We start from the raw sequence: 24,961 nt of genomic DNA on the forward strand, positions 1-24,961 counted from the left end.
ACGGTTCCGGAAGGGGCAATCTGCAACACCATGCTTTCTAATACCCCATCGGCGGACGTTCTTCGTCCCGCGGTTCGGCAAGACGCATCTCGTCGGTATTATCGGTGCCGAGCTCCTGGTAGGCGCGGTAGGTCAGCACCAGAAGGAAGGCGAAGAAGGAAAAGGAGATCACGATCGCCGTCAGGATGAGCGCCTGCGGCAGCGGGTTGGCGGCGCCCGCCGGCAAGGCGTCCATGCCGTTCGGGATGATCGGCGGCACTTCGCGCGTCAGTCGGCCGGTGGTGAAGAGCAGCAGGTTGACTGCATTTCCGAGCAGCACGATGCCGAGCAGGATGCGCACCGTATGCTTCGACAGCATCAGGTAGATCGCGGCCGCGAAAAACAGGCCGATCAGAATGGCAAAAGGCGTTTCCATCAGCCCCTCTCTTTCGGCTTATGGGCGGGTTTGCGGGGCCTTTTCACCCGGACAAGCGGCTGTTCGCCGATGGCCTCAGCCGGCTCGGTTTCTTCCTGCTCCAGCGCCAGAGCGATCGACGTGATGGCTCCGACCACCACCAGATAAACCCCGATATCGAAGGACATGACGGTCGCGACAGGCACTTCCACGCCGAGAATTTCCGGGTAAATCCAGAGGCCGGTCATGAAAGGCACGCCGGCAAAGATGGAGATCAGGCCGGAGAGTGCTGCAAGCAGGAGGCCTGCCCCGGCGATCGCCATCGGATGAAAGCGGATGGCGCGGCGCACGGCCGAAACCCCGAAGGCGATGCCATAGATCGCCAGCGCAGACGCGGCAATCAGCCCGCCGATGAAGCCGCCGCCGGGCTCGTTATGGCCGCGCAGGAGGACGAAAACGGAAAACAGAAGCATCAACGCCGTTAGCACCGGGGCGACCGTGCGCAGGATGAGCGTGTTCATGGGCGACCGCCTTGCTTATCTTCAGCAGCAACACGCCTGCCCGCCTTCACCCGGATCAGGGCCAGGACCGCAAGGCCGGTGATCATGACGACGGCGATTTCGCCGAGCGTATCGGTGCCGCGGAAATCGACGATGATGACGTTCACGACATTGGCGCCGTGCGCAATCGTCTTGGAATAGGCGTTGAAAAAATCCGTCAACAGGTTGTCGAACGGCGCCTCCACCGACTTCAACAGCAGCAGCGTGAAGCCGAGCCCGCAGGCGACGGCGATCACTGCGTCGAGCAGCATCTGCCCGACCGGCCGGTGATCGCGCGGGGAAAGCCTCAGCCGGGTCATGACCAGCGCCAGGATGACGACCGATAGGGTTTCCACCATGAACTGCGTGAAGGACAGATCCGGCGCCCCGAACAGCAGGAAGATCACGGCGACGGCAAATCCCTGGATACCGAGCGACACGATCGCCGTCAGCCTGTCCGCGGCACGAAGCACGGCAATGAGGCCGATCAGCGCGATCAGCAGGAAGGCCGCCTCCTGAACCAAAATTTTTTCGGGCCAGGTCGGCATGCCGGGCAGCTCACCAAAGACGAGGGGCGGAACCAGCAGAGTCAGCGCCAGCAGGATGAAAGTCGCGGTGACATAGATCTCCAGCCGCCCCGGCTGCACGAAGCGGATGATGACACCGGACAGCCGGATCAGGCCGGAGACCAGATGATCGAAGCCACGATCAGGTCCAGGCCCGAGGTTTTCCAGCACGCGGACCATCAAGGCGCGGGCAGTGTCAAGCCGCCAGTAGACGAGCGCGCCGAATATCATGGTGATGACCGAAAGCATGAGCGGCAGGCCGAGATGCGGCACCGTTGTGATTTCGACCACCACCTTTTGATCGGTAATAGCGCTCGCCATCGGCGAGGAGACGTATTGATGGGCAAGGCCGGAGAAGAGCGCCCCGAGCAGGCCGAGCGCGGCCAGCATCACGGGGCCCAGCCAGAGCGCCGCCGGACCTTCATGGGCCTGCTTCGGCGTCTCGACGCGAGGGCCGATAAACGGTTTCAGCCCGACAGCAAATGCGATTGCGAACATTAGCGCATTGCCGACCACGGCAAGACCGGTGAAAAAGACCGCGCGGGGATTTCCGGCCGCAAGTGCTGCGTAGATCTCCTCCTTGGCAAGAAAACCGAAAAACAGCGGCAGCCCGCCCATGGAAAATGCCGCAAGCAATCCGGCAGCGAAGGTGATCGGCATTGCCGCCTTCAATCCTCCGAGGCGCGTCACGTCGCGGGTACCTGTTTCGTGATCCACTGCGCCGGCGACCATGAAGAGCGCTCCCTTGAACAACGAATGAGCCACCAGGTAGAGCACCGCCGCTTCCACTGCGTGCGCCGCACCAAAGCCGGTGAGCATGACGAGAAGGCCGAGCGAGGCCATGGTGGTATAGGCGAGCATCAGCTTCAGGTCGGTCTGCCGGATGGCAAGCAGCGTACCTGATATCAGCGTGATGCCGCCGAAGAACGGCAGCAGGATTTCCCAGGCGGGCGTTTGCCCCATCACCGGGTTTAGCCGCATCAGCAGATAGACGCCGGCCTTCACCATGGTTGCCGAATGCAGGTAGGCCGAAACCGGCGTCGGGGCCTCCATGGCGTTGGGCAGCCAGAAATGAAACGGAAACTGCGCCGATTTGGTGAAGGCGCCGGCCAGCACCAGAATAAGCGTCGCCAGATAGAAGGGGCTTTCGCGCAGCCCGTTTTCCAGATGGACGAGCAGCGAGAGCTGCGTGACCCCGGTGATATTCCAAAGAAACACGAGGCCGGCGAGCAGGCAGAGCCCGCCGCCGCCGGTCACCACCAGCGCCTGTAGAGCCGCGCGGCGGGCGGCCTCCCGCTCGTGGTCGAAACCGATCAGCAGGAAGGAGGTGATGGAGGTGAGTTCCCAGTAGACGAAAAGCATGAAGAAGCTGTCGGAGACGACAAGCCAGAGCATCGCACCCATGAAGAGGAGGATGAATGCCAGGAACCGCCCCTGATCCGGATGGCCTTTCATATAGCCGCCGGAATAGACGACGATCAGCGTGCCGATACCGGTGATCAGCAGCGCGAAGGTGAGCGACAGGCCATCGAGAAACCAGGAGAAGGACAGGTTGAAGCTCGGCACCCAGGCATAGCCGCCGGTCACCACTTCACCTGCGGCAATCTCGCCCAGGAAGGTGCAAAAATGCAGGAAGGCAAGTGCCGGAGCGAGCGCCAGGAACCAGGCGGCTTTGTCACCCATTAAACGGGTGAGACCGGGAGCGAGGACAGCCCCCAGAAAGGGGAGAAAAAGGACGATGAATGTCAATGCCGACAGATTGGCAGCCATGTCATCTCCTCGGGTTGAACGCCAGAAATTCCCCCGAGCATTCGGAAGGAAATGGCTTTCTAGGGTAAAGCTTTCCCAGCCTCAAGCAAAACCGGGCACAACACACAGAAACACGGCTTTCCGCCGGGGCTGCGGATGCCTATCTATGGGAAAAACGAAAGGATCCCGCCGATGTCCGATGTCACCACCCCTAAGGTTCACAAGAGCGATGTGGAATGGCGCGAGCAGTTGTCGTCCGAGCAGTATCGCATCCTCCGGCAGGCCGGCACCGAGCGCGCCTTTACCGGCCCCTTCTGGAACAGCAAGGAGAAGGGCCTTTACCGTTGCGCCGGCTGCGGCGAAGAACTCTTCGTCTCCGATACCAAGTTCGATTCAGGCTGCGGCTGGCCGAGCTATTTCGAGCCGGTGAAACCGAATGCCGTCACCGAGTTTCGCGATACATCGCACGGCATGGTGCGGACGGAGGTGCGCTGCGCCAATTGCGGCGGTCACCTCGGCCACGTCTTTCCTGACGGCCCGCCGCCGACCGGCCTGCGGTACTGCATCAATGGCCACGCGATGACCTTCGAGCCACTCAAGTAGACAGGAGCGGCTTGCGAAGATAATTCTCCCCCGGGATTTGCGCCAGGCTGTTCGTGCCTTCAACATTTGCAAGCCTGGCCCATCGGTTACTCGGAAAAAAGCCATGCCCAAGTTAGACCTCGCCGCCGTACCAGTACGCAAAGGCTCGGGATATCCACCGCCCTTCGATGTCCCTTGCGCCCAACGCCTGCGACAACGACTGGGCGATGCCGGCGGACTGACCGATTTCGGCGTCAACCTCATGCGGCTTCCACCGGGCAACTGGTCGAGCCAGCGCCACTGGCATTCGGCTGAGGATGAATTCGTCTTCGTGCTGGAAGGCGAACTGGCGCTGGTCGAGGATGATGGCGAGACGACGCTGAGAGCCGGCGATTGCGCCACCTTTCCAAAGGGTTCAGGCAACGGACATCACCTGATCAACAGATCTGCCGCGATGGCGGTTTATCTTGAAGTCGGTTCGCGCTCGCCCGCCGACATCACCACCTGCTCCGACATCGACATGATGAGCGCCAATGCGGACGGTCGGTTCGTGCATAAGGACGGTACGCCCTATTCCAGGTCCGGTTGATCGCCATTTACACCACGAAGATGAAGAACTAGATCGCCCGGCCGCGGATGGCCCAGGCCCGTGCCCGAAAGGCTATGGAGCCGTCGCTCTCATTAGGAAGATCGGCCTCCAATTTGTCCCTGAGCCTTTGCCTCTGGTCGGCGGGCAGGCTGACGCAGTAGCCCGGCGCCGGCCCCGCCCCAAGGGTGAAGGGGCGCCAGAAATCGTCGAAATTCGCAAAGCGCGTCGCAACCTCGACCTCGCCCGCTTCGACATCTGCCCATCCGGATTGCTGCGCAAGGTCTGCCAGTTGATCCTTCGTGCAAAAGGGGAAGCGACGGTCCTCGCTGAGGTCGCGGGCAGTGGCATCCAGCGCGCCGGCTGCCGTCCAGAACGCGCGCATGAACCCCATGCCGCCGCCCGGATAATCCCAGACGTAGAAGGCCAGAGTGGCACCCGCCCTCGCAACGCGCGCCATTTCCTGCAGCGCCTTTTGCCTGTCGGGCACGAAGTTGACCATCAGGCCGGATACGACGATGTCCATCGTATCCGAAGAGAGCGACAAAGCTTGCGCATCGCCCACCCGAAACTCGGCGCGAGGATCCTCCACATTCGCCCTCGCCTTGTTCAAAAACCCTTCCGAGGGGTCGATGCCAACCAGGCTTTTGGGATCGCAGGTAGCGAGGATCGCCGCCGACAATGCGCCCGTGCCGCAGCCGACCTCCAGCCAATCGAGCTTGGCGTCCGGCCGCAGCCATTCGAGGAAAAGCGGCGCAATCTGCCGGCTCCACCGCCCCATATAAAGGTCGTAGCTGTCGCCCATCTGCCATGCGTCATGCCGGGAAGCTTCGGTCACTGCTCATCCTCCACCCATATGCGGACCAGATGATACGTGCGTGCGTCCTTCCGGAAAATAGTCCAAGGGAGGTAGACCGGCGCTCAGAACCTGGCGGGCAGTTCCACCTTGAAGGCAAACCGCGCCTTTTTTCCCGGCTGCAGGATGGTGCTGTAGGGACGCTTGGCGAGGTCGTCGGAACCGCCGAGGTCGGCGGCCGTGCCGTGCCAGGGCTCGATGCAGATGAAGGGCGCGCCGGGTTTTTGCCAGAGCGCCAGGTTCGGCAGGTTCTCGAAGGAGAACTTGAGCGCCGGCCCATCCTCGGCGGCATAGGCGAGACCTTCACCGGCGCCTTCAGGAAAGATCATCGCGTCGGCCTCGAACATGGCATGGTCGAGTATGAGCCGGCCTGCCTTGAAGGGGGAATCACGTCTTTCGGGGTCTATCAGACCATTGCCGAGGCGGACGAGCGGCGGTTCTACGCTGTTGTCGAGCGTCACGATATGAGCCTTCCCCTCCGCTCCCGGCAGCGGCCAAAGGAAGGCCGGATGGAAGCCGAGGCCGAAGGGCATCGGCCGCGTGTCGCGGTTTTCCACCTCCGCCGATACGGTGAGCTTGAGGCCGTTCAGCGCGTGCTCGACCGCCAGCAGAAATTCGAACGGATACACGGCTCGGGTCATATCGGAAGCGGCCAATTCGTAGCGGCACATGGTTTCGGTTGCCGCGACCAGATCGAACTCGCTGCGGCGGGCAAAACCGTGCTGCGCCATCTCATAGGATCTGCCCTCAATCCCGATCCCGTTTTCCGACGCCTTTCCGACTATCGGGAAAAGCACCGGGGAGCGGCCGTTCCAGAAGGCGGCATCGCCGTTCCACAGCCAGGAACGGCCGTCGGCGGTTGCAAGGCTTTGCATTTCCGCGCCGAGAGAAGAGACATCGACCGTCAGATGCTGGTTTGCAATTCGGGTCTGGCTGGGCATGGCGGCGGCTCCTGGGCTTTCATTCGGGGAGAGGCGATATCAATTCCGGATGACGCTCGTATCAAGGCGGTCAGTTTTCAGGCACTGAGCGCGATCGGCCGCTCGGCCTGCTCTTCGGCTTTCAGCGCCATGCGGATCTCATAAGCCTTGCCCCAGTCTGCCATGACGCCAACCGCATGGTTGAGGCTGCGGCCGAAATCCGTCGCCGAATATTCCACCTTCTGCACCTTTCCCGGAAACACCTCGCGGCGGATCAGATCGTCCGCCTCCATTTCGCGGAGCTGCTGGGCGAGGACTTTTTCGCTGATGCCGGCCAGGATGCGCCTGAGCTCGCCGAAACGGCGCGGCGCCACGTTGATCTCCCAAAGGATGTCGGTCTTCCATTTTCCGCCGATCACATTGAGGGCGCTCGCAAAGCCGCAATCGTCATCCGGCAGTCGTTTCATCCTTGATCTCCTAACCTCAACGTAACCGCTTACCAGAAGGTGCGTAATTTACCGGTCTGGGCCGGCAGCCATATCAGAGTGCATCGCAAATATGGAGTTCTACCAGATGACCACAATAGGTTTTCTCGGCGCCGGCCGAATGGGCACCGCACTTGTCAGGACGCTTTTGAAGAACGGCCATCAGGTGCAGGTCTGGAACCGGACGGCGGAAAAGGCGGAAGCGCTTTCGGCTTTCGGCGTGACAGCGAAGCAAACGCCGGAAGAGGCTATCGGCAGGGTGGACATCGCGATCGTCAACCTGCTCGACTATGCCGCATCCGATGCGCAGTTGCGCCGGCCCGCCGTCACCGAGGCGCTGAAGGGCAAGCTTCTGGTGCAGCTTACCTCCGGTTCGCCGATGACCGGCCGGGAAACCGGCGAGTGGGCGACCAATAACGGCATTGCCTATCTCGACGGAGCGATCATGGCGACGCCGGATCTGATCGGCGATCCGGAAACACTGGTTCTCTACAGCGGTTCGCGACAGCATTTCGAACAATACCAGGCTTTATTCATGGGCCTCTGTGGCAAGTCCGCCTTCGTGAGCGAGGATTTCGGTGCGGCCTCGGCGCTCGACAGCGCAATCCTCGCCCAGATGTGGGGTACGCTGTTCGGCGCGCTTCAGGCGCTTGCCGTCACTCGCGTGGAAAAGATCGACCCGGACACCTACGCCACATTCCTGAAGCAAAGCCAGCCGGTCATCGATGCGGCCACCAAAGACCTGATGCAGCGCGTCCGTGATGGCCGTGATCACGGCGACGATGCTACATTGGCAAGCATCGCCGCCCATAACGCGGCCTTCCATCATCTGCGCGACATCGTGCGGGAGCGCGGCATCAACCCCGCAATATCTGATGCCTTCGGCAGCCTGTTCGAGGCGGCGATCGCCAAGGGCCATCAGGAGGACGACTTTGCCATGCTCGCTCGCTTCATGGTGGCTGCGTGAGCGGTAACACAGCCTCAGATCACCCGGCCAGCCGCACCGCGAGCTGCTCCTGCGGCAGCTTGCGGCTTTCCTTCCGCGGCGAGCCGGTGCGCGTTTATGCCTGCGCCTGCCTCGAATGCCAGCGCGCCACCGGCACCGCCTTCGCCTATCGGGCTCGGTTCAACCAGGAGGCTATCGTTGAAGACGTCGGCGAGCGGCGGCGCTTCCGGCGTCTAACCGACGAGGGCCGCTGGATGGACCAGATCTTCTGCCCGACCTGCGGGACGCTCATCTCCATGGAGGCGGAAGTGATGCCGGGAGCGCTCGTCGTTTCCGTCGGCTGCTTCGGCGATCCCGATTTCGCACCGCCCGCAGCACTTTTCTCGGCCAGGCGCAAACACGGCTGGTACGAACTCGACGAGGCGGTCGACCAGAAGGACTGAGTTCAGTCCTTCGCGACCTCGCCGGAATACTGGTCGTCACCCACCGGCTCCAGCCATTCGGCGGTCTTGCCGTCGAGGGCTTCCTGGATGGCGATATGGGTCATGGCGGTGGCGGCCGTTGCCCCATGCCAGTGTTTTTCGCCCGGCGGAAACCAGATGACGTCACCGGGGCGGATCGTTTGGATCGGCTCGCCCCAGACCTGCGCCAAGCCGCAGCCGGCGGTGACGACCAGCGTCTGGCCGAGCGGATGGGTGTGCCAGTTGGTGCGGGCGCCGGGCTCGAAGGTGACGGATGCCGCAACGACGCGGGCGGGCGCCTGCGCTTCGTTGAGCGGGTCGAGGCGGACGGTGCCTGTGAAATAATCCCCAGGCTGCTTCTTGGACGGCTGCGAACCGCTGCGCTTGATGTCCATGGTGATGTCCTTCCTGTTTTCCGCTCCCCCTCACATAGGACCGAGTCGCCGAGAAATAAGGCCCTTGGCGGAGAATATAGTGGCAGCGGCTTTCTTAACGGGCGCGAGCGTATAGCGTAGCTTCGACCCGGCTTTGTCGCGCCACGCGCAAGTGGCTTCGGGGAGGATAGCAAACCAAGGGGTTTCGGATGCGCTTCATTTTGCCGGGATTGTTCGTTTTCGCCACGGCGGTTGCCGGGATCACCGGAGCTGCGGCAGAGAATGACGGCCTGCCGCCGGTGGATTATCCAAGCCTTCCGGCCGCCGTCGCCACACGCGCGGAACTGGTCCCGCCCGGCTGGACCGTCGAGGCAGAGGCTAGCGGCGATCTCGACGGCGACAGCCGGCCGGATCTCGCCCTCGTCCTTCAGTCGGAAGAACCAGATCTCAGCCCCTCCGGCGAGCCGCTCGTCGGCCCGCGCATGCTGGTCGTCGCATTCGGAACCCGCAAAGGCTATCAGCGGATCACGGTCAATCACCAGGTGATCCCGCGTGCCACCAGTCGCTTCGTCGAGGACTATTTCGACGCTGAATCAGGCGCATTGAGCATCGAGCGGGGGAGACTTACCATCAAGCTGCATTATTTCGCCACGATGGGCGGCTGGGGCATGTGGGACAAGACCTATTCCTTCAAATGGAGAAAGAACGAATTCGTCCTTTCCCGCTACGACCACGACTACACCCATCGAGCCAAGGGCGACACCAAACGGATCATTGCCGACTACGAGGCCGGAAGGCTCAGAGTGATCACGGGCAATATCCAGGAGGACGCCACGAAAACGCAAAAGTTGAAATTGCCCGGACCGTCGACGGTGACGCTGGAACAGGTTGGCGACGGCATGAAGTTCAGCCCGATGCCCGCCGAATGATGCCCGCGGGAAGGACCGCCCCGTTTTGACTTTTCCGTGCCGTCTGCTATCGATTGAAACCGAAGAGCGTCGGCTTTTGAGGTTCCCTTTGCCTAAGTAATTCCCGGTCTCGACAGTTTCCCCCTTCCATGCGGGCTGGCCGATCGCCGCCGCGTGGGTAGTTCTGTTCATCGGGGTGGCGGCTTGAGACCGGTTTGGCATTGATCTGCCAGTGCTGCTCGAAAGCCGCCCTGAGACGCCCGACGCTTTCTTCTCCATAAGTCCGGACCATCGCCACGCCGCGCCCGAAAGGGCTTCTCGACTGCCATTCCGCGTGAACTTCCAGACCGGAAGATCAAAACGGCATGTGCGACATCCTTCATGTGGAATGGACCATCGTTCCCAAAACTCCACCCCAGGCGATACTCCGCTGCAGTTCCTGCGGCGATACGAGGCCCTTCCGCTCCAGCGGACGGACGCGCCTCAACGCCAACGGCAAACAGCTCGACGCCTGGCTCATCTACAAATGCATCGACTGCGACGGCAGCTGGAACCGGCCGATTTTCGAGCGGCAATCGGTCCGCTCGCTCGACCCGGTCCTCGTGGAAGCTCTGCAGGCAAGCGCTCCCGGCTACGTGGCGGGCCTCGAATTCGATCAGGAAGGACTGAAGGCTTCGGCAGGTCGCATTGAGGAAAGCGAGGAATTCGAGCTGCACAGGCGAACGATCTGCGCTTCGGGGAATCGGGCGAGAATCGTCATCACGCTCGCTCTCCCCTACCCCGCCAGCCTGCGGCTCGACCGGCTGCTGGCCTCGGAGTTGCAGCTTTCCCGCAGCCGGCTGCAGGTGCTTTTCGAGGCGGGCGATATCCGGGTCGAGCCGGCGCGGAAGGACGCGCTGAAACGCAGCATTCGCGACGGCACCGTGATCACCCTGGGCCTGCGCGACGAAGCCGAACGGCTGGCGACAGGGCGGGCGGCGATGGGCGGCTGATCAGCGGTAACCGGTGGCGTCGGCCGGCTTGCCCGCTTCCTGCACCTCTGTCAGGTAACGCCAGCAATCCGGCCGCGAGCCATCGACATCGTCGAATTCGTAGACCTGCGCGAGCCCGCCACTGGAGAGCGACTGGCCGTTCCATCTCGCGCGGTCCGGATCAGCGGCCAGCGCGGCGATGGCCCGGCCGATGAAATGCGGCGTCTCGGAGATGCAGAAATGCGGCTGGATGGTGATCGCGTCGCGCCAGTTTTCCTCGCTGACCTCGTACGCCTCCAGCATCATTTCAGACCGCAGCCAGCCCGGTGTGATCGAGACCGACATGCAGCCGTGCTTTTCGAGATCCTTCGCATGCGCCCAGGCCATGCGCGTCGCCGAGGTTTTGGCAAGGTCGTAGAAAGGCGACAGGCGGTAGTGATCGGAATTGTAGTCGGCCGTGCCGTCGGTGACTTCCACCAACAGCCCTCCCGGCCTTTCAATCATCAGTTTCAGCGCGTGATGGGCGGTGATGAGATAGGTGTCGATCGCGAGCCGGAGCAGGCGCAGGCCGTTTTCAAGATCGTGCTCCCAGACCGCCTTGTCCCACTCGAACAGGCGCTCGCCGCCCCAGATGTCGTTGACCAGAATATCCAGCCCGCCCTGCTCGCTCCGGATCCGCTCGACCAGCGCCGCCACATCCTCCGAAACAAGATGATCGACGGCAACAGCGATACCGATGCCGCCCGCTTCGCTCACCAATGCCGCCGTCTCGTCGATCGTCTCGGGCCGGTCATATTCGGAGCGCTTTCCGCGCGTCGAGCGGCCGGTGCAATAGACCGTTGCGCCGGCGGCACCGAGCTCGACCGCGATCCCCCTGCCGGCGCCGCGGGTGGCACCCGCCACCAGCGCGATCTTCCCGGTCAGCGGCTTTTTTCTTGAATTCGACATGAGAGCTCCTTCCCTTGACATTCCGCGCAGCTAGAACTGGCGTTCAGGAGAGTGTTCATATATAAACGTTTATTCGTTTATTATTTGCGAGGCAAGATGCCGAGACCAAAAACCATGCCGGATGGCGATGTGCTGAAGGCCGCGCTGAAACTGATGCACGAAAAAGGCCCGGACGCGCTAACCTTCGCCTCCCTTTCTACGGCCTCCGGCCTTTCGCCGTCGACGCTGGTGCAGCGGTTCCGCAACAAGGAAGAACTCGCCAGGGCGGCCCTCCTGCATGCATGGGACGAACTCGACGCCAAGACGGAAGCAGCGATCACGGCCGCGCCCAGGACACCGGACGGCGCGGTGGATATGCTCGTCGCACTCTCCGGAGATTATGGGGGCATCGAAGCCTATGCTGAAGGACTGCTGATGCTGCGCGAGGATTTTCGCGATCGTCTGCTGCGGGAGCGCGGTAGAGCCTGGGGCGAGCGGCTTTCGGGCGCTATCGCCGATTGTTTTTCAGAAAAGGCCGGAGCGCCTGACGATATCGGCATGCTGATGGCTTCCCAATGGCAGGGCTGCCTTCTCTGGTGGGGTTTCAACCCGACGGAAACGATCGCCGCGCATGTGCGCAAAAGCCTGGAGGCGTTTCTGGCGTTGATACGCCTGCCTCACAGGTAGGAGCTTGCACGCAGCCTGGGGAAACGGAACGGAACACCCTTCAGCGATACGATCGCAACACCTGCAAGTACGATCGCGGTAGCGACGATTTCGCGCAAGCTCACCGGTTCGCCGAGCAGGACGAAGCCGAGCAGGATCGTCCAGGGCGGCAGGAAATAACCGTTCATCGAGCCGACAGTCGGACCGGCCTTTTTCAGGATGTTCATGTAGAGAACGATGGGCAGTGCCGTGCCGAAGACGCCGAGCACCAGCAGGACGACCGCCGCATCGAGCGCCGGCGCGAAGGACGACATCCCGCCGAGCCAGATGACGACAGCGAAGGTCGGCAGGCCGGAAAAGAGCTGCTGGCCGAGCGCAAGCCGCATCGGCTGCGGGTTCGGTATGGCGCGTACATAAAGATTTCCGAGCGCGTAGCTCAGCGCCACAATCACCATGGCGCCGACGCCGTTCAGGCTGACTTCACCCGCGCCGAACGCCGCGGGGCCGACCAACATGACCATTCCGGTAAAACCGGTGGCGAGCCCGAGCGCCACCTTGAGCGTCAGCCGCTCGCTGGCGAACAGGGCCTGCGCCAGAACCGCGACGATAAGCGGCGTGGAAGCCTGGATCATCGAGGTGAGGCCCGCCGAAATCTGGGTGAGCGCATAGGCTGTCAGTGCGTTTGGCACGACGCCCTGCAGGAAGCCGAGGACGATCCAGTCACGAAGCTCACGCCCGCGCGGCAGGACCTGATGTCCGGTTGCCGCCATAAAGGCGGCGATCAGACCGCCGCCCATCAACCCGCGCAGCGCCGTCAGCGCCAGCGGCGAAAGCGAAGTTCCCGCGATTTTCAGCAGGATGAAGGCACTTGCCCATAAAAAGGAGCAGACGAGCATCTGCACGATCAACGGCACAGCGAAAGACTTCCGTACAGCAAGCGTGGGCATCGCGGCCTCCCATTTATCTTCATGTGAAGATATTTGCATGAAATTTATCTTCATGTCAAGATAGTTTGAAATTGCATGGGAGACCGCATGAGTCGCGAAGACAAACCGCAGGACCACATCGATCGGGCACGGGCCCAATGGACAAAGGAACTGCCGGACCTGGATACGGAGCCGATGGAGATCCTCGGCCGCATCTACCGCCTGTCGCGGCTGATGACGCCGTCGATCGAGGAGATATTCGCCTCCTTCGGGCTGGATCGCGGCGAGTTCGACGTGGTGGCGACCCTCAGACGATCTGGCCCGCCCTACCGGCTCACGCCTACTGAGCTTTACCGATCGCTGATGGTCGCCTCCGGCAGTCTCACCCATCGGCTGGGACGGCTCGAAAAGGCTGGTCTCATCCAGCGCGTGCCGTCGGAGCACGATGGCCGCAGTCTGGCAGTCCAGCTGACGGAAGACGGGATTCGCCGGGCCGAAGCGGCATTCCGGCGGGATATGGCCAATGAGGCGGACGCCATCGCCTCTTTCGATCGAGAAAAGAAACGGCAGATTTCCGCGCTGCTGCGCGAACTGAACCTGGCGGTCGAGGCCTGTCTTGCTGCACGGGCGGATGAAGCACCGGAGACTTGAGCGATGGCAGTGCTTCGCGAAGAGGACAAGGCGTGGCAGCCACTCCTGCCGCATGAGATCGCCGCTGCTCTGGAAAAAGCGCCGTTCCCCTGGTGGATCGCCGGCGGTCATGCAATCGAGGCTTTCGTCGGCCACACGGTCCGGCCGCATGGGGACATCGACATCCTGATGCTCAGAACGGACCTTATGGCGGCACGGGCACAGCTGAAGGATTGGGACTGCTGGGCGGCCGATCCGCCCGGGACCCTGCGCCCCTGGCGAGAGGATGAGAAGTCTCCAAGGCCGAAGGATGAAGAGGACTTTTCCGCAATTAGGCAGCAACTGCCACCAGACTCCTGGCCGCCTGAACGCATAGGATCCTCGCGATCCTATGGAGTGGTTGCGAATGGTTCTTGTTGCAGACGAGTTGAAGCGGAAGCGGGCCGAGATCGGTGCCAAGATCGAGGAGCTGCGGGCGAAGATTGTATCGCTGGAGAGGCAGCAGGCCGCGTTCGACGTGGTCATCCCGTCCTACGAACCGGAATACTCGCCCGCCTGGACACCTCGAGCCGCCACCTGGCGCAAGCGCCAAGGCGTCATTGAAGTCTCGGAGTTGCTGAAGGATGCCGATCGCCGTGGCTTCGTGCTGCGCACGATCCGCGAAGCCGGGCACCCGATCACGACGGCGGAGTGCGCCAAGGCCTTCGCACGCGAGACCGGTCTGGCCGAAGACGACGCCCGTCTCGGACAGGTCGCAAATCGATTTTCCCAGACGCTCGACCAGCTTGCCAGGACGAACCGTGTCCGCCGTGCCGGAAAGGCTGACGGGTATCGCTACCTCTGGGAAGTCGCGGCGTAGGTGTCGGGGTTTTCGCCGCCGTCCCAGACCAGATCGGGCGGATGCCGACCCTGCCAGTAGCCGCAGAGGTTCCGCGACGTCTTCCGGGACATCGCGAAGTGGATCATCCCCCAGAGCAGCATGCCGTTGTCGACGTGGCGGTTGTCCTCGCGCCAGGCGATCTCCGCCGCATACCAGTCGAAGTACCGCACCGAGAAGCGGTGATGGATACCGACGTAGGACCGCTGGATGCGGCTGAAGAAGCTTTCGACGTGGTTCGTGTTCACGCCGCCCTTCGTCTGGTACTCCTTGCCGTGGTTGACCCGGAACAGGTCCTGCAGGCCTGCCAGGTCGTCGTACGAGAAGTGCTCGTCGGCATGGATGCGCGATCCTTTGCGGACGTGCTTCCTGACGAATTCCCAGGCCTCGTTCGGATGCTCGCACGCACGACGCGGGTCAGCGTCCGCTCTCGGCCGCGGCCAAACGGCGTCTTCTCCCGGAGCGTCAGGATCGTGAGGCGCGTGAAGTTCTGGTACTCGGGGCGGCGTCGGTCGATGCGATCCTCCTTGCGGTTCTTCTGCTTGATGTGACCGCCGGCGTACTTGCCGTCGATGTGGATCTCGCCCTCCAACATCATCCGGAACCGTCGGGTCGCGACCGCCTCGCGCATCTTCATGAGCAGCACCCATGCCGTCTTGTACCGGACGCCGAGCTCGCGGGAGAGTTGGAGCGCACTCTTGCCTTTGACCGAGTTCACCGAGAACCAGAGGCCAGCCAGAATGTCCTGGAAGCTCATCTTGCGGAAGGCGAAGACCGTGCCGGTCGTCACCGAAAACTCCCGGCGGCAGGCCTGGCATTTGAAGCGCCGACGCCGGATCTCCCAGCAGTTCGTATGCGAACAGCGGACGCAGGTCGGTCGCCCTTCCGTATCCGGCCAGCGGATGAGGCAGAACGCCTTGTAGGACTTGGCGTTGTCGAACGAGCGGAGATGGCTAAGCGTGAACGTCCGGCAATACGAGGACAGCAGGAAGTGCTGGTTTCCCCAATATTTCTACCCTCCGGAGGACCTCCAGATCGGGTGCGGCCTTGCGGGGCTGCGGAATGACGGACGGCAGGTTGTCGGAGACCATGTTCAGTTCCCTGTAGGATACGCGATACGACGGGACCTCGCCGGGTGCGGCGAGCGGAAGTCAGGGTCGTCGTATTCGTATGATCCTGAACATGCGGCGGAACATACCAGGGTGGTCGTCAGGAGTCGATCGCGAACGGCCCGGCGTTATCATCTGCTTGCAAAAATCTTAATTGCGATTATGTTAGCAATAAAGGCCACTATTCGCATTTAGGTGCTATTATGTTCGCATTTAAGATGTCATCCCCCGTCGAAGTCATTCGAGGCTTGTCGGAAAGAATGAAGCGCCGAAGAATCCAGCACGGACTGACCCAGCGGGAACTGGCGACAAGATCGAATGTCTCATACGGATCACTGAGGTTATTCGAGGAAAGTGGGAAAATTTCGCTCGAGAGTCTCGTGAAAATTGCCTTCGTCCTTGAGGCCGAGGCTGAGTTCGACCACTTGTTTCCAAGTCGTCCGCCGCAGAATATCGATGATGTCGTTGATCGTCCTCTTAAGCAGCGGGTGCGCCGGAGATGAAGTTCAAACCAATCCAGCAGATGAGTGTTTATCTGAATCTCGAAGGGAGCGACAAGAAACTCGGCACACTTGCCTGGAGTGGCAAGGAACGAAGGGCCTACTTTGAGTACTCGGCGGAGTTTCTCGCGGCCCCCCTTCTGATCTCGCCATTCCATATGAAGGTCGCTACTGGCTTGATCGCGGCGCCGCGCGACCCGTTCGACGGGCTCCATGGGCTATTTAACGACAGCCTACCTGACGGTTGGGGCCGTCTATTGCTGGACCGTCGTCTCCAGCGAGCTGGCATCGACTACACTCAACTCACTCCTATCGACCGCCTTTCCGCAGTGGGCAGAACGGGCATGGGCGCGCTGACATATGTTCCTGACTTGCCGGACGACCAGAAACAGCCGACCGATGCCGATCTGGATTGGTTTGCTGATCAGGTGGAGCTGGTGCAGACGGAAATGGATGTCGCTGACATCGATAGTTTGCAGGGCGCGCAAGGCGGGTCCGCGGGCGCACGGCCAAAGATCATGATCGGCTTCAACAGGGTCGAAAACACATGTGTGTTGGACTACGGCCAGCAGTTGGATCCGGGGTACGAAAGATGGATGGTCAAGGCTCCCAGTTCTGACGACCCGCGCGAAATCGGCGCCGAGGAAAAAGCCTACGCGTTCATGGCGGTAGCTGCGGGACTGGAGATGGCTGAGACCCGCCTGTTTGACACCCGTAAGGGAAGACGACTTTTCGCGACAAAACGGTTCGATAGGACACGTGCCGGCAGGCTCCATATGCACACGGCAAGCGGCCTGTTGAATGCCAGCCACCGCGAGGCATCACTGAACTATGAGCAACTGCACAAGCTTACGCATATGATGACCCGCGATGCCGGGGAAGTTCTCAAGATGTTCCGAAACATGGTGTTTAACGTCTATGCTAGGAACCGCGACGACCATGCGAAGAACCACGCTTTCTTAATGGACGGGAATGGTCGGTGGTCATTGGCGCCTGCATACGACCTTACCTTTTCGTCCGGGCCAGGCGGAGAACACAGCGCCGCAATCGCCGGAGAAGGAAGAACGCCTGGATTGCCTCACCTCTTGGCGGTCGCCAGGGGGGCCTCGATCTCGGATCAGGATGCCAAGGATGTTATAGAGCACGTGCGAACGGCCGTCGATCGATGGCCGGAGTTTGCTGAAAAGGTGCAACTATCCAGATCCCGTACCGTTGAACTGGACAATTTCTTGAACGGTAATAGGAAAATTCATACGCTCGGCATGTCCTATGATCGGAATGACTACAGCATTTCTGGACCAACGCGAGCAGTCAAAACCTCAAGCGACGATGATATGGAGGGGTTCAGCCCGAAGCGCTGAATTTCTCTTACGAGTTTGGTGGCAGTTGCTATCTAATTTCGGACTTTTCCGCCATCTTGCCTCTCCTCGGCAAAGTGCGGAAAGCCTGGCTGCGCGAGGCGATCATCATCGCCTATGGGACAGAAAGTGCGTGGCTGGCGAGGCTTTAGAGACCTTCCTCGTCCGGGAACAGGATCTTCTCGTAGTCCTGGCACCGTTGAGGACGTGAGTATGGACTCACCCCGAGACCTTCAATTCCATACAGGTGAGGTCGAGCCAGCGGCCGAACTTGGTTCCGACTTCGGAGAATTTTCCGGCGATGCGGAAGCCGAGCTTCTCATGCAACCGAATCGAGGCGTCGTTTTCGGATTCAATCGCGGCGATCATCACATGCACGCCATTGGAGGCGGCGCGGGCGATCAGTTCCTGCATCAGCAGCCGGCCAATGCCGCCGCCCCTGGCATCACGGTGTACATAGACCGAATGCTCAACGGTATGACGATAGCCATCGAAGGCCCGCCAATCGCCATAGGATGCGTAACCGGCGACCTTGCCGTCCAGTTCCGCAACCAGCACCGGAAAACCTTTCGCCTTTCGGGCGGCAAACCATTCCTTCCGGTTTTGAAGATCGACCAGCACGTCGTTCCAGATGGCCGTGGTATTGGCAACGGCGTCATTATAGATTTCCATGATGATCGGTAGATCGGCTTCGGTTGCGTCGCGCACCAGCGTCATGATTTCTGTCCATTATAATATCTCTACATCCACTTTAGCAGACGCACAACACCTGTCCACAATTGTTGCGGAACCGCTCTTCTGGTAAAGCCGCTATCGGGAATGGAGGATTGGAATGCGGGTTTTCCTGGCAGCATTGGCAACACTTGCCGCGGTGTCGGCGCAAGCGGCCGAGTGGCAGACCTATTCCAACGACCGTTATGGCTTTACCGTCGAGGTGCCCCCCGGTTTCGTCATGCAGAGGGCGCCGGACAACGGCGATGGCGGCACATTTCTCGGCAGGAACGGTGACCGGATCTTCGCCTTCGGGACCTTCCTGGTCGACTTGTTCTTTGACGATGAAGCGAGGAACCGCATCGCTCAGGCGAAGAAGCTCGGCTGGGATATTTCCTATTCGCGGATCGAGCCGGATTGGGCGAGCTATTCCGGCACCAAGGGAGACCGCATCCTCTATGTCCGCGGCAACTGGCTGTGCGAAGATGCAGCGGCCTTCGTGCATCTGGAATACCGCAGCCGGGATCGCAAGGCCTATGATGCGATCGTCAAGCGGATGATCGCAAGCCTCAAACCCGTCGGCTGCCCCGAGTAAGGTCAGAGCCCGCCGCCCGAGAGGCTGAAACAGGTCATCACGGCGCCGTAATGCACCGCGGCGGCGGCGACGACGAAACCATGCCAGATGGCGTTTTGAAAGCGCAGCCTCTCCCAGACGTGGAAGATCACTCCGAGCGAATAGATGAGGCCGCCAATCACGATCAGCCAGACGGTGACCGCCGGCAGATAGGTGGAAACGGGGCCCATCACCATCACACCGCTCCAGCCCATGCCGAGATAGAGCAGGAGCGTCAGCTTGTCGTAGCGGCCGGGAAACAGGCATTTCAGCATGATACCGACGACAGCCGTCACCCAGATCGCCAGCAGCATGGCGAAGATCCAGGCGTCCCCCGAGCCGCGCTGCAGAAACGGCGTATAGGTCGCGGCAATCAGGATGAAGATCGCCGAGTGGTCGAAACGCCTCAAAAACCATTTGGTGCGGGAGTGCGGCCAGATGTTGTAGGTGAAGGAAATCGACAGGCAGAGAACAAGGCCGAGGCCATAGACCCATGCGGCGATGATTTCGCCATGGCTCGACCAGACAGTCGCATAGAAGATCAACGCCGTTGCCCCGACCAGCGCGAAAACGATCCCGATGCCGTGGATGATTCCATCCGCGACGATCTCGTGAAAATCGTAATGCCGTCCGAAGTTGAAGAGTTCGCTCATCCTGCCTTCCGCGCTCCCGATCCAAGAATGGCCATAGCAATGGCGGAAGGCAAGAGACAAGCGCTTCACATTAGGTTTTAGGTTTTAACCTTCCGGCTCAGCCTTCCAGCGTAAACCGTCCAATGTAAACACTCCGGCTAAGCCTCGCCGGCGCAGGCTTGACACAGCGGCGTATGCGGTACGGTGCCTAGTCGTCTTTCGGCGATCGGCTGGCCGCATTTCGCACAGATGCCGAAGGTGCCGGCATCGATCCGGGCCAGTGCGGCATCGATCGCAACGAGCTCCTTCTCGCCGGCCTCACCCAATTCCTCGAGCACTTCGTCATTGTTGCGCTCGACGGCGCGATCGTCATCATCAGGGTTGCGCGGCGTGGTGAAATCTTGCTCGATCCGGCTCAGCCGGTTTTCAAGACCTGTGGGATTTTTTTGATTAAGTTGCATATTTCTGTGTTTTCTGTGTAATGTTGCAGCATTGTTGCAGAAAATTAGAAATCTCGATGGCAAGCATCACAAAACGCGCAGGCAAATGGACGGTGACGGCACGGCTCCCGGACACGTTCAAGGGGCCATGCAAGTCCCGCTCGATCTCAAATACCTTTAAGAACAAGCGTGATGCGCAAGTATGGATCGACGCAACGGAATCTGCAATGCGGCTTGGGACGTGGAAAGACCCTCGGCTCGATCCAAAACCAGGTACATCGAAAGGATACTTCGATCGTCCCTTCAGAGACGCTATTATGGACTACAGGGACAAAGTGACACCAAGAAAAAAAGGAGCCGCTCAGGAGTCGGATATGTTGAACATGTTTGCTCGCGAGGATTTTGCGGCAAAGACTGTTCGCGAGTTGAGCTCTGACGATTTCGTCGAATATCGCGACAGGCGGCTTGAGGAGTTTTCCGAAAGTACGGTGCGCAACAACCTCAACACTCTGAGCTCTATCTATCGGTGGCTTATTCATGAAAAGAAGGTGCCCGCTGAAAATCCGATAGCCGCAATGCGGAATTTTCAGTTCGGGATACCTCAGCCGAAAGGCCACCGGGAGAGACGACTTAACCCGGGTGAGGAAGAACGTATTTGGGAGCAACTGAAGGGGGAGACTCCTCAAAACAGGCAATGGGCTTGCTTGTTCCCGCTGTTGCTGGACACTGGGATGCGCGTAGGCGAAGCCGATAGCATCTTGGCTGGATGGGTCAACGCATCCAAAGGCTTCATTAGAATACCGAAAACGAAGAATGGTGAAGCTCGAAATGTAGCTTTATCTGACCGAGCTTATGAGGCTCTTGCTGTCCTTGCGGAAGGCGAGCCCAACGATGCCAAAGTGTTCAAGTTTTCTAAAGATTCAAGGGACCATGAGTGGCAGAAGATAAGGGAGGCCGCAGGCTGCCCCGATCTCCGAATCCACGATCTCAGGCACGAGGCGCTTAGCAGAATGTCCGCTAGGGGTGCTGATCTCAAAACGTTGATGCGCCAGTCTGGACACAAGACTGTCGCGGTTCTGATGAAGTATCTTAACCCTACGGACGAGGAGCATCGGGAAAGACTGTTCGGAACCGCGACACCAAATCACGTGAAAGACGGGAGGGCGGCATGACGGGACGCCCTCGTCCGTAGCCTGCGAAGTTCTGCGTCCTGCGGCGATTGTTTGAAGATCACCGCGGTTTTCACTAGCTTGAGTATGTGGGCCATCGACTAGGCCGCAGATTCAGCAATTCGTTTGCTCTCAACGATTTGATGGAACGCCTGTAGCAACTGCCCCTGGTTGACGCGTTGCGTATGCGCAATCTGCCCTAAACGCTCTCCTGCTGCTGCTCGGTAGGCCTCTTCGATATCCTCATCGTCCAAGATATTCGGGAATCGACCTTTTAGCTTGGCATGCTTTAGCTCGTAATCGATGTATACCTGCGCCATCTCCTTCGCTTCCTCGCGACTGGAGATGGGAACAAGCACAGCCTGAGATGTCTCTTCGAACCCAAGACGTTGGTAGAGAGGGTAGTTGTAATTTCGAAGATTGGCAGCACCGTTCGGAGTGGAGCCAGAAAGCATCAACAGGGAGTATCCATCGTTCCCTTTCACCGCTTCGTCAAAGAAGTACCGAACATCTTGAAGGAAGCTCTGAATCTTTGCAGTACCTACTCCACCAGAGAACAGTGTCTCGACCTCGTCGAGACACAGCATGACCCCGTCGGCGATCTGCTTATGACGCGCAAGCGTCAGAATCTCGGTCAGAAGCCTAGTCATCATCGCAGCGCTACTCAGGCGCGAGAATACGCCAAGATGACGCTTCTCCGTGTTACTCAGTGCCGCTCCCGCTAGCCATTTCTTGGCCAAATCTCGCAAAGGTTCGAAGTGCATTCGCCCGTCTCGATCCGGAGGAACGAAGCCCTTCTGCATCGCACGAAAGAGGAGCTGAAGAAGACCTTTGAGTTCCGCGTGTTTGACGCGGTCGAACTCTTGCTCACTATCAACACTCCTCACTATAGCGGTCAGAAGATCATATTCGCCGCCGATCTTTGCCGCCTCATCAGCTTCACGGTAGATTTCACGGACAAGCTGAATAGCAGAGCACGAGCCCGCAAGCACCTCCACAACAATTAATGGACGTGCCGCGGTCTGGCGATATGTTCTCATGAGATGTTGGCAGTGTCGAAGAAAGTGGGTCTTACCGCCACCAGTGCCACCGATGACCCCTATTGCGCGGCGTTGTGGAGCGTCCGATAGGACTTCTCTGACAAGACTGACAAATCGATCTAAGGCAGCAACCTGATTGTAAAGCACATCCTCAATGATGGTACGAGCCGCAGGAAAAGGATTTCTTTTGAAGCCGTAACTTGCGAGGAACGCATCCTGCTGAGCGGCTTGCGGAGGCTGTTGGCCCAATAGCTCTGCGAGTGAACTCACTTTTTTACCCTTCCGAGCGTAAGAACCGGGCGTCCGCCGATCTCAATACGATCTAACGGTACAATCGATTCCACCACATCCAACAACGAACCTGACAAAATTTTGTCGGTGCCTGTCGGCTTCCCACCAGCAGCGTACTGCAATGAGTAGTCAGACGACAAAGCCTTTATAAAAGATTGCGCTGATTGTGTAGCGGCCCAAGGCGACATCCGCATCCTCCGACAGAAGCTGGGCAGGAAGTCGGACATTTTTGCAATATTGTCATGGGCTACCTCGTCGAAGGTCTCGCCGAACCCTTGTAGATACTCGTCAGCGGAAGGACGATTTGAACCATCCCGCCACACCTTGCCATCGGTCCATGCCTGACCAAGCAGTATGTGATAACGGACCAAACGGACGCTCGCCTCTTGGGCCACTGGGAAGTTCAGTGCTCTTTGCAGAAGGTCGTTTACGTCCGCACGAGGAAGCTCACCACCATCCTGAAGCGCCTTTAACACGATAGCGTAAGCCTCGTAGTTCTCAAATTGCTTGCTGATTAAGTCTAGGTCTCCAGAACGGAGGGCGGACTCCAACCCATCCAGCTCATTCGTCGCAACTATCGTACCCTCTTCGAGCTTTACCAACTTCGCTCGCCGCAGCACCTCGTACCCACGGGTAGCATTTCCCTTAGCCGGTTGTTGAACTGTGATGCTCCGTACCAATTCTTCGAGGGTTCCGCCGCCCGTAGAGTAAACGGCCCCTGCAAGCCGCAGAACCAGCGGAAGCGACGCTTGAGGTACCGCCGCTTCTGAAAGGAAAGAGGCCGACACTGGCGCGGATTCCGTCGCCGCAGGAAGACCTTTCCCAGGTGAGGAGACTGGCGATTCCCCCAGAACCTCAATAGGTTTCTTTGCTTCTACGGGGTTATCGTTCGCTGTGGATTCTTCCGGCCAGACCACCTGCAACTGTTCGCTCTGCCAACCGTGCGCAATCTTTCCGGGCCAGTAACAGGATAGCCTTACGCGTTCACCGCTGGTGGAGTGATCCAAGCGTACGCTTCCGAAAGTGTGGGATAAGTCCCATAGCAAGCCGCCGATCGTTGTGCCGACGAAAGCCCTCGCCCAAGGATCGTAACGAATATTGGAAACAGGTTCGGTCAACGAGGGGATTGGAAGACACAGGTTCGCAATTCCTTCTGCGCTTAAAACCCGGGAAAGGGTCACATCGGACGTCACGACGATCTGCTTTGCTCTTGTGCGTGTCGATCGGAGAATTGAATGGATGCCTTCGATCAGCAGGCGGTCTTCAAGAACCTCGCTGTCATCGGAGTCGAATCCATTCTTGTCGGGCATTTTCATGTAGCGCAAAAGCGAGGGGTCGAGCTCCAATACCTGGTAACGATAGTTGTTCCTTTCCAACAGCCCTAGTCCCGCGTTAACGAAAGCTCGTGAGCGAAGCGCCTGGCCTAGATTGGTATCCTTTTTCCGTGCCAGCATCGCCTTCAGCGCAGCCTCTCTCGACTGAATTTGCGTGATCGACATTACGAAAGGCAGTATCCAGAGCGTGCTGTCGCGCAGTACGTTTAGCAGCCAATGAAGGGTACCATTGTACAAGCTGTTGGTATCGGGAAGAAGAACTATGCCTCTTGATTTTCGAAGCTCGCTTAGTTGGTCGGCTGTATCGGCCGACAGAAGTGGGCCGATCATCCCGGAGCGCATAGCGCTAAGCGAGATTGCGTCCGTCAGGACGTGTAGCGACCGCTTCTTTGTTTGTTCGCCTTGCTTTGTTTGTTCACCTTGGGAGAACTTAGCATCCAATGATAGCCTGATCGCAAAGGAACGCTCAGAGTCTGTAGGACCATCGACCGCTCCTGCTACGGAAATTGCAAGAAGGTCACGCCAGTCATCGGCTTCGAGGTGTGTCGTATCGTTGTATTTGAGAATGAACTCTCCGTCCGCAATCTTCGCATAACGATCGCTGTTACGGAATGAAACGACATCTGCAAAGGTGCTCATTCGAACCGAACCCAAATGTTCTCATTTTGAAATGACAGGAGCAGGTCTACAGTCGATTCGCAGAGGGACCTAACGGCATAGTCCAGCTTCACGTCCACCGACACAGCGGACACACCGCCAGCGTGGTCCTGCTGGATTTCGATCGACGTCCATTGCTCTGCGCCCTGCTGCCCCCAATCCACCGACCTCACCTGCCTTACAAATTCTTCCAACTTGTACCATGTGCCTGGAATAGCTTCAGGGAAGAAACCGAGGATAGCTGCCGTCGTGAGCCCGGCTCCCTCATCGCCTTCTGCTCCCAGCGCACCATGCCAAATGACATCGGTTGAGTTGCCAACTTTAGGTTCATCTATTGAGATGACTGCTTTTATCGCCATAACGCCCCCCACATGCAACCTAACCATGAGTTCAGAATCAAACGTTAATCACCTTTCTTCACTATCTCCAAGAGGGCCGCAACTTGCGGTAAGTTTGTCCTGCTGAAATTCGGATCAAGGCCTCCAACCCCTTCCGGTATCAGTATCGTCTCCACGAAGGGTAGATATTGTGGACGTGGGAGTGCCGGTCTGCCCTTGGAGCCAGGTAAGGGTGGATTTTAACATCGCGGCGTCTGTGTCCTCATCGGCAGCGTAAACACCATGGCATTGAAGCAGTTCTGCCCATAGGTTCCATCGCTCCACGTATTTGAGCCAATCCAAGGATACTTCGGGTACCCGCTTACGAAGTTCCAACATGGCGTCGCGTCGGGAAACACCGCCTCGG

At 59.5% G+C, this 24,961-nt stretch carries 29 protein-coding genes and 2 pseudogenes; 14 read left to right on the plus strand and 17 right to left on the minus strand.

Annotated features, from left to right (window positions below; all coding sequences use genetic code 11):
• Window positions 1-37: 37 nt before the first annotated feature.
• The 3 genes and pseudogenes from C5L12_RS08965 to C5L12_RS08975 all read right to left on the minus strand — a co-directional run bounded on the left by C5L12_RS08965 (window position 38) and on the right by C5L12_RS08975 (window position 3,269).
• Window positions 38-415: a Na+/H+ antiporter subunit C gene (locus C5L12_RS08965; protein ID WP_105371699.1), complete on the minus strand. Its 378-nt coding sequence runs from the start codon at window positions 413-415 to the stop codon at window positions 38-40.
• 83 nt (window positions 416-498) lie between these two features.
• Window positions 499-915 (minus strand): annotated as a pseudogene (locus C5L12_RS08970) (Na+/H+ antiporter subunit B); the annotation flags it as partial.
• On the minus strand, window positions 912-3,269 hold the full coding sequence (locus C5L12_RS08975; RefSeq protein ID WP_105371700.1) for a putative monovalent cation/H+ antiporter subunit A: 2,358 nt from the start codon (window positions 3,267-3,269) through the stop codon (window positions 912-914). The gene C5L12_RS08975 and the pseudogene C5L12_RS08970, both read right to left, overlap by 4 nt.
• 171 nt (window positions 3,270-3,440) lie before the next feature.
• Between C5L12_RS08975 and msrB the strand changes: the two genes are divergently transcribed.
• A complete protein-coding gene (gene msrB, locus C5L12_RS08980; RefSeq protein WP_105371701.1) occupies window positions 3,441-3,851 on the plus strand; it encodes a peptide-methionine (R)-S-oxide reductase MsrB in 411 nt (136 codons plus the stop codon).
• A gap of 103 nt (window positions 3,852-3,954) precedes the next feature.
• Entirely contained in the window at window positions 3,955-4,419 is a 465-nt protein-coding gene (locus C5L12_RS08985; RefSeq protein WP_105371702.1) for a cupin domain-containing protein, read from the plus strand.
• Between the two features lie 28 nt (window positions 4,420-4,447).
• Here the strand turns inward: C5L12_RS08985 and C5L12_RS08990 are convergent, their stop codons facing one another.
• The 3 genes from C5L12_RS08990 to C5L12_RS09000 form a co-directional block, all read right to left on the minus strand.
• Window positions 4,448-5,254 (minus strand): class I SAM-dependent methyltransferase, encoded by an 807-nt coding sequence (locus C5L12_RS08990; protein ID WP_205839322.1) that lies wholly within the window; start codon window positions 5,252-5,254, stop codon window positions 4,448-4,450.
• A gap of 83 nt (window positions 5,255-5,337) precedes the next feature.
• A complete protein-coding gene (locus C5L12_RS08995; protein WP_105371703.1) occupies window positions 5,338-6,213 on the minus strand; it encodes an aldose 1-epimerase family protein in 876 nt (291 codons plus the stop codon).
• Window positions 6,214-6,290: 77 nt separating this feature from the next.
• Window positions 6,291-6,659 (minus strand): winged helix-turn-helix transcriptional regulator, encoded by a 369-nt coding sequence (locus tag C5L12_RS09000; protein ID WP_105371704.1) that lies wholly within the window; start codon window positions 6,657-6,659, stop codon window positions 6,291-6,293.
• Window positions 6,660-6,765: 106 nt separating this feature from the next.
• On the opposite strand from C5L12_RS09000, the gene C5L12_RS09005 reads away from it, so the two are divergent.
• Window positions 6,766-7,644, plus strand: a complete 879-nt coding sequence (locus C5L12_RS09005) for an NAD(P)-dependent oxidoreductase (protein WP_105371846.1) — start codon at window positions 6,766-6,768, stop codon at window positions 7,642-7,644.
• Window positions 7,641-8,066, plus strand: coding sequence for a GFA family protein (locus tag C5L12_RS09010; RefSeq protein ID WP_105371705.1), 426 nt, complete (start codon window positions 7,641-7,643; stop codon window positions 8,064-8,066). Before C5L12_RS09005 ends, C5L12_RS09010 begins: the two co-directional genes overlap by 4 nt.
• Window positions 8,067-8,068: 2 nt before the next feature.
• Here C5L12_RS09010 and C5L12_RS09015 read toward each other — a convergent pair whose 3' ends face one another.
• Window positions 8,069-8,479: a (R)-mandelonitrile lyase gene (locus tag C5L12_RS09015; protein ID WP_105371706.1), complete on the minus strand. Its 411-nt coding sequence runs from the start codon at window positions 8,477-8,479 to the stop codon at window positions 8,069-8,071.
• Window positions 8,480-8,667: 188 nt separating this feature from the next.
• Between C5L12_RS09015 and C5L12_RS09020 the strand changes: the two genes are divergently transcribed.
• On the plus strand, window positions 8,668-9,387 hold the full coding sequence (locus C5L12_RS09020) for a hypothetical protein (RefSeq protein WP_105371707.1): 720 nt from the start codon (window positions 8,668-8,670) through the stop codon (window positions 9,385-9,387).
• A 344-nt stretch (window positions 9,388-9,731) separates the two neighbouring features.
• Window positions 9,732-10,358 (plus strand): DUF1062 domain-containing protein, encoded by a 627-nt coding sequence (locus C5L12_RS09025; protein WP_105371708.1) that lies wholly within the window; start codon window positions 9,732-9,734, stop codon window positions 10,356-10,358.
• Here C5L12_RS09025 and C5L12_RS09030 read toward each other — a convergent pair whose 3' ends face one another.
• A complete protein-coding gene (locus C5L12_RS09030) occupies window positions 10,359-11,285 on the minus strand; it encodes an SDR family oxidoreductase (RefSeq protein ID WP_105371709.1) in 927 nt (308 codons plus the stop codon).
• A 96-nt stretch (window positions 11,286-11,381) separates the two neighbouring features.
• Between C5L12_RS09030 and C5L12_RS09035 the strand changes: the two genes are divergently transcribed.
• Complete coding sequence (locus C5L12_RS09035; protein WP_105371847.1) at window positions 11,382-11,951, plus strand: TetR/AcrR family transcriptional regulator; 570 nt, start codon at window positions 11,382-11,384, stop codon at window positions 11,949-11,951.
• On the opposite strand, the gene C5L12_RS09040 is transcribed toward C5L12_RS09035, so the two are convergent.
• On the minus strand, window positions 11,942-12,877 hold the full coding sequence (locus tag C5L12_RS09040; RefSeq protein WP_170109071.1) for a DMT family transporter: 936 nt from the start codon (window positions 12,875-12,877) through the stop codon (window positions 11,942-11,944). The genes C5L12_RS09035 and C5L12_RS09040 overlap by 10 nt on opposite strands.
• Window positions 12,878-12,964: 87 nt before the next feature.
• Here C5L12_RS09040 and C5L12_RS09045 point away from each other — a divergent pair, with 87 nt between their 5' ends.
• From C5L12_RS09045 to C5L12_RS28735, 3 genes and pseudogenes are all read left to right on the plus strand, one after another.
• Window positions 12,965-13,507 (plus strand): MarR family winged helix-turn-helix transcriptional regulator, encoded by a 543-nt coding sequence (locus C5L12_RS09045; RefSeq protein WP_245422820.1) that lies wholly within the window; start codon window positions 12,965-12,967, stop codon window positions 13,505-13,507.
• Window positions 13,508-13,510: 3 nt separating this feature from the next.
• Window positions 13,511-13,672 (plus strand): annotated as a pseudogene (locus tag C5L12_RS29210) (nucleotidyltransferase domain-containing protein); the annotation flags it as partial.
• Between the two features lie 220 nt (window positions 13,673-13,892).
• On the plus strand, window positions 13,893-14,345 hold the full coding sequence (locus C5L12_RS28735) for a hypothetical protein (protein WP_245422821.1): 453 nt from the start codon (window positions 13,893-13,895) through the stop codon (window positions 14,343-14,345).
• On the opposite strand, the gene C5L12_RS29035 is transcribed toward C5L12_RS28735, so the two are convergent.
• Together C5L12_RS29035 and C5L12_RS29040 are read right to left on the minus strand one after the other, a co-directional pair.
• On the minus strand, window positions 14,321-14,707 hold the full coding sequence (locus C5L12_RS29035) for a transposase (RefSeq protein WP_280952521.1): 387 nt from the start codon (window positions 14,705-14,707) through the stop codon (window positions 14,321-14,323). The genes C5L12_RS28735 and C5L12_RS29035 overlap by 25 nt on opposite strands.
• The gene (locus tag C5L12_RS29040) at window positions 14,608-15,153 is read right to left on the minus strand and encodes a transposase (protein ID WP_157949011.1); all 546 of its coding nucleotides are present in this window, start codon (window positions 15,151-15,153) and stop codon (window positions 14,608-14,610) included. Before C5L12_RS29040 ends, C5L12_RS29035 begins: the two co-directional genes overlap by 100 nt.
• A gap of 579 nt (window positions 15,154-15,732) precedes the next feature.
• On the opposite strand from C5L12_RS29040, the gene C5L12_RS09070 reads away from it, so the two are divergent.
• Window positions 15,733-15,975, plus strand: a complete 243-nt coding sequence (locus C5L12_RS09070) for a helix-turn-helix domain-containing protein (RefSeq protein ID WP_105371715.1) — start codon at window positions 15,733-15,735, stop codon at window positions 15,973-15,975.
• Window positions 15,972-17,333, plus strand: a complete 1,362-nt coding sequence (locus C5L12_RS09075) for a type II toxin-antitoxin system HipA family toxin (RefSeq protein ID WP_105371716.1) — start codon at window positions 15,972-15,974, stop codon at window positions 17,331-17,333. Before C5L12_RS09070 ends, C5L12_RS09075 begins: the two co-directional genes overlap by 4 nt.
• 216 nt (window positions 17,334-17,549) lie before the next feature.
• On the opposite strand, the gene C5L12_RS09080 is transcribed toward C5L12_RS09075, so the two are convergent.
• Window positions 17,550-18,047 carry a GNAT family N-acetyltransferase gene (locus tag C5L12_RS09080; protein ID WP_105371717.1) on the minus strand — a complete coding sequence of 166 codons (498 nt, stop codon included), beginning with the start codon at window positions 18,045-18,047 and terminating at the stop codon, window positions 17,550-17,552.
• Window positions 18,048-18,162: 115 nt separating this feature from the next.
• On the opposite strand from C5L12_RS09080, the gene C5L12_RS09085 reads away from it, so the two are divergent.
• Window positions 18,163-18,636 carry a hypothetical protein gene (locus C5L12_RS09085; RefSeq protein WP_105371718.1) on the plus strand — a complete coding sequence of 158 codons (474 nt, stop codon included), beginning with the start codon at window positions 18,163-18,165 and terminating at the stop codon, window positions 18,634-18,636.
• A gap of 2 nt (window positions 18,637-18,638) precedes the next feature.
• Here C5L12_RS09085 and trhA read toward each other — a convergent pair whose 3' ends face one another.
• Together trhA and C5L12_RS09095 are read right to left on the minus strand one after the other, a co-directional pair.
• Complete coding sequence (gene trhA, locus C5L12_RS09090) at window positions 18,639-19,307, minus strand: PAQR family membrane homeostasis protein TrhA (protein WP_105371719.1); 669 nt, start codon at window positions 19,305-19,307, stop codon at window positions 18,639-18,641.
• Between the two features lie 137 nt (window positions 19,308-19,444).
• Window positions 19,445-19,747 (minus strand): TraR/DksA family transcriptional regulator, encoded by a 303-nt coding sequence (locus C5L12_RS09095; protein WP_105371720.1) that lies wholly within the window; start codon window positions 19,745-19,747, stop codon window positions 19,445-19,447.
• A 56-nt stretch (window positions 19,748-19,803) separates the two neighbouring features.
• On the opposite strand from C5L12_RS09095, the gene C5L12_RS09100 reads away from it, so the two are divergent.
• The gene (locus C5L12_RS09100) at window positions 19,804-20,898 is read left to right on the plus strand and encodes a tyrosine-type recombinase/integrase (protein WP_105371721.1); all 1,095 of its coding nucleotides are present in this window, start codon (window positions 19,804-19,806) and stop codon (window positions 20,896-20,898) included.
• 98 nt (window positions 20,899-20,996) lie between these two features.
• Here the strand turns inward: C5L12_RS09100 and C5L12_RS09105 are convergent, their stop codons facing one another.
• From C5L12_RS09105 to C5L12_RS09115, 3 genes are read right to left on the minus strand one after another with little or no spacing between them, the layout of a single operon-like run.
• Complete coding sequence (locus C5L12_RS09105; protein ID WP_105371722.1) at window positions 20,997-22,205, minus strand: P-loop NTPase family protein; 1,209 nt, start codon at window positions 22,203-22,205, stop codon at window positions 20,997-20,999.
• Window positions 22,202-24,199, minus strand: a complete 1,998-nt coding sequence (locus C5L12_RS09110) for a hypothetical protein (RefSeq protein WP_105371723.1) — start codon at window positions 24,197-24,199, stop codon at window positions 22,202-22,204. The genes C5L12_RS09105 and C5L12_RS09110 overlap by 4 nt, the downstream gene beginning before the upstream one ends.
• A complete protein-coding gene (locus tag C5L12_RS09115) occupies window positions 24,196-24,576 on the minus strand; it encodes a hypothetical protein (protein WP_157949012.1) in 381 nt (126 codons plus the stop codon). Before C5L12_RS09115 ends, C5L12_RS09110 begins: the two co-directional genes overlap by 4 nt.
• Window positions 24,577-24,961: the final 385 nt, after the last annotated feature.

The sequence above is a fragment of the Neorhizobium huautlense genome (genome assembly GCF_002968575.1).
GTDB classification, from domain to species: Bacteria; Pseudomonadota; Alphaproteobacteria; order Rhizobiales; family Rhizobiaceae; genus Neorhizobium; species Neorhizobium huautlense.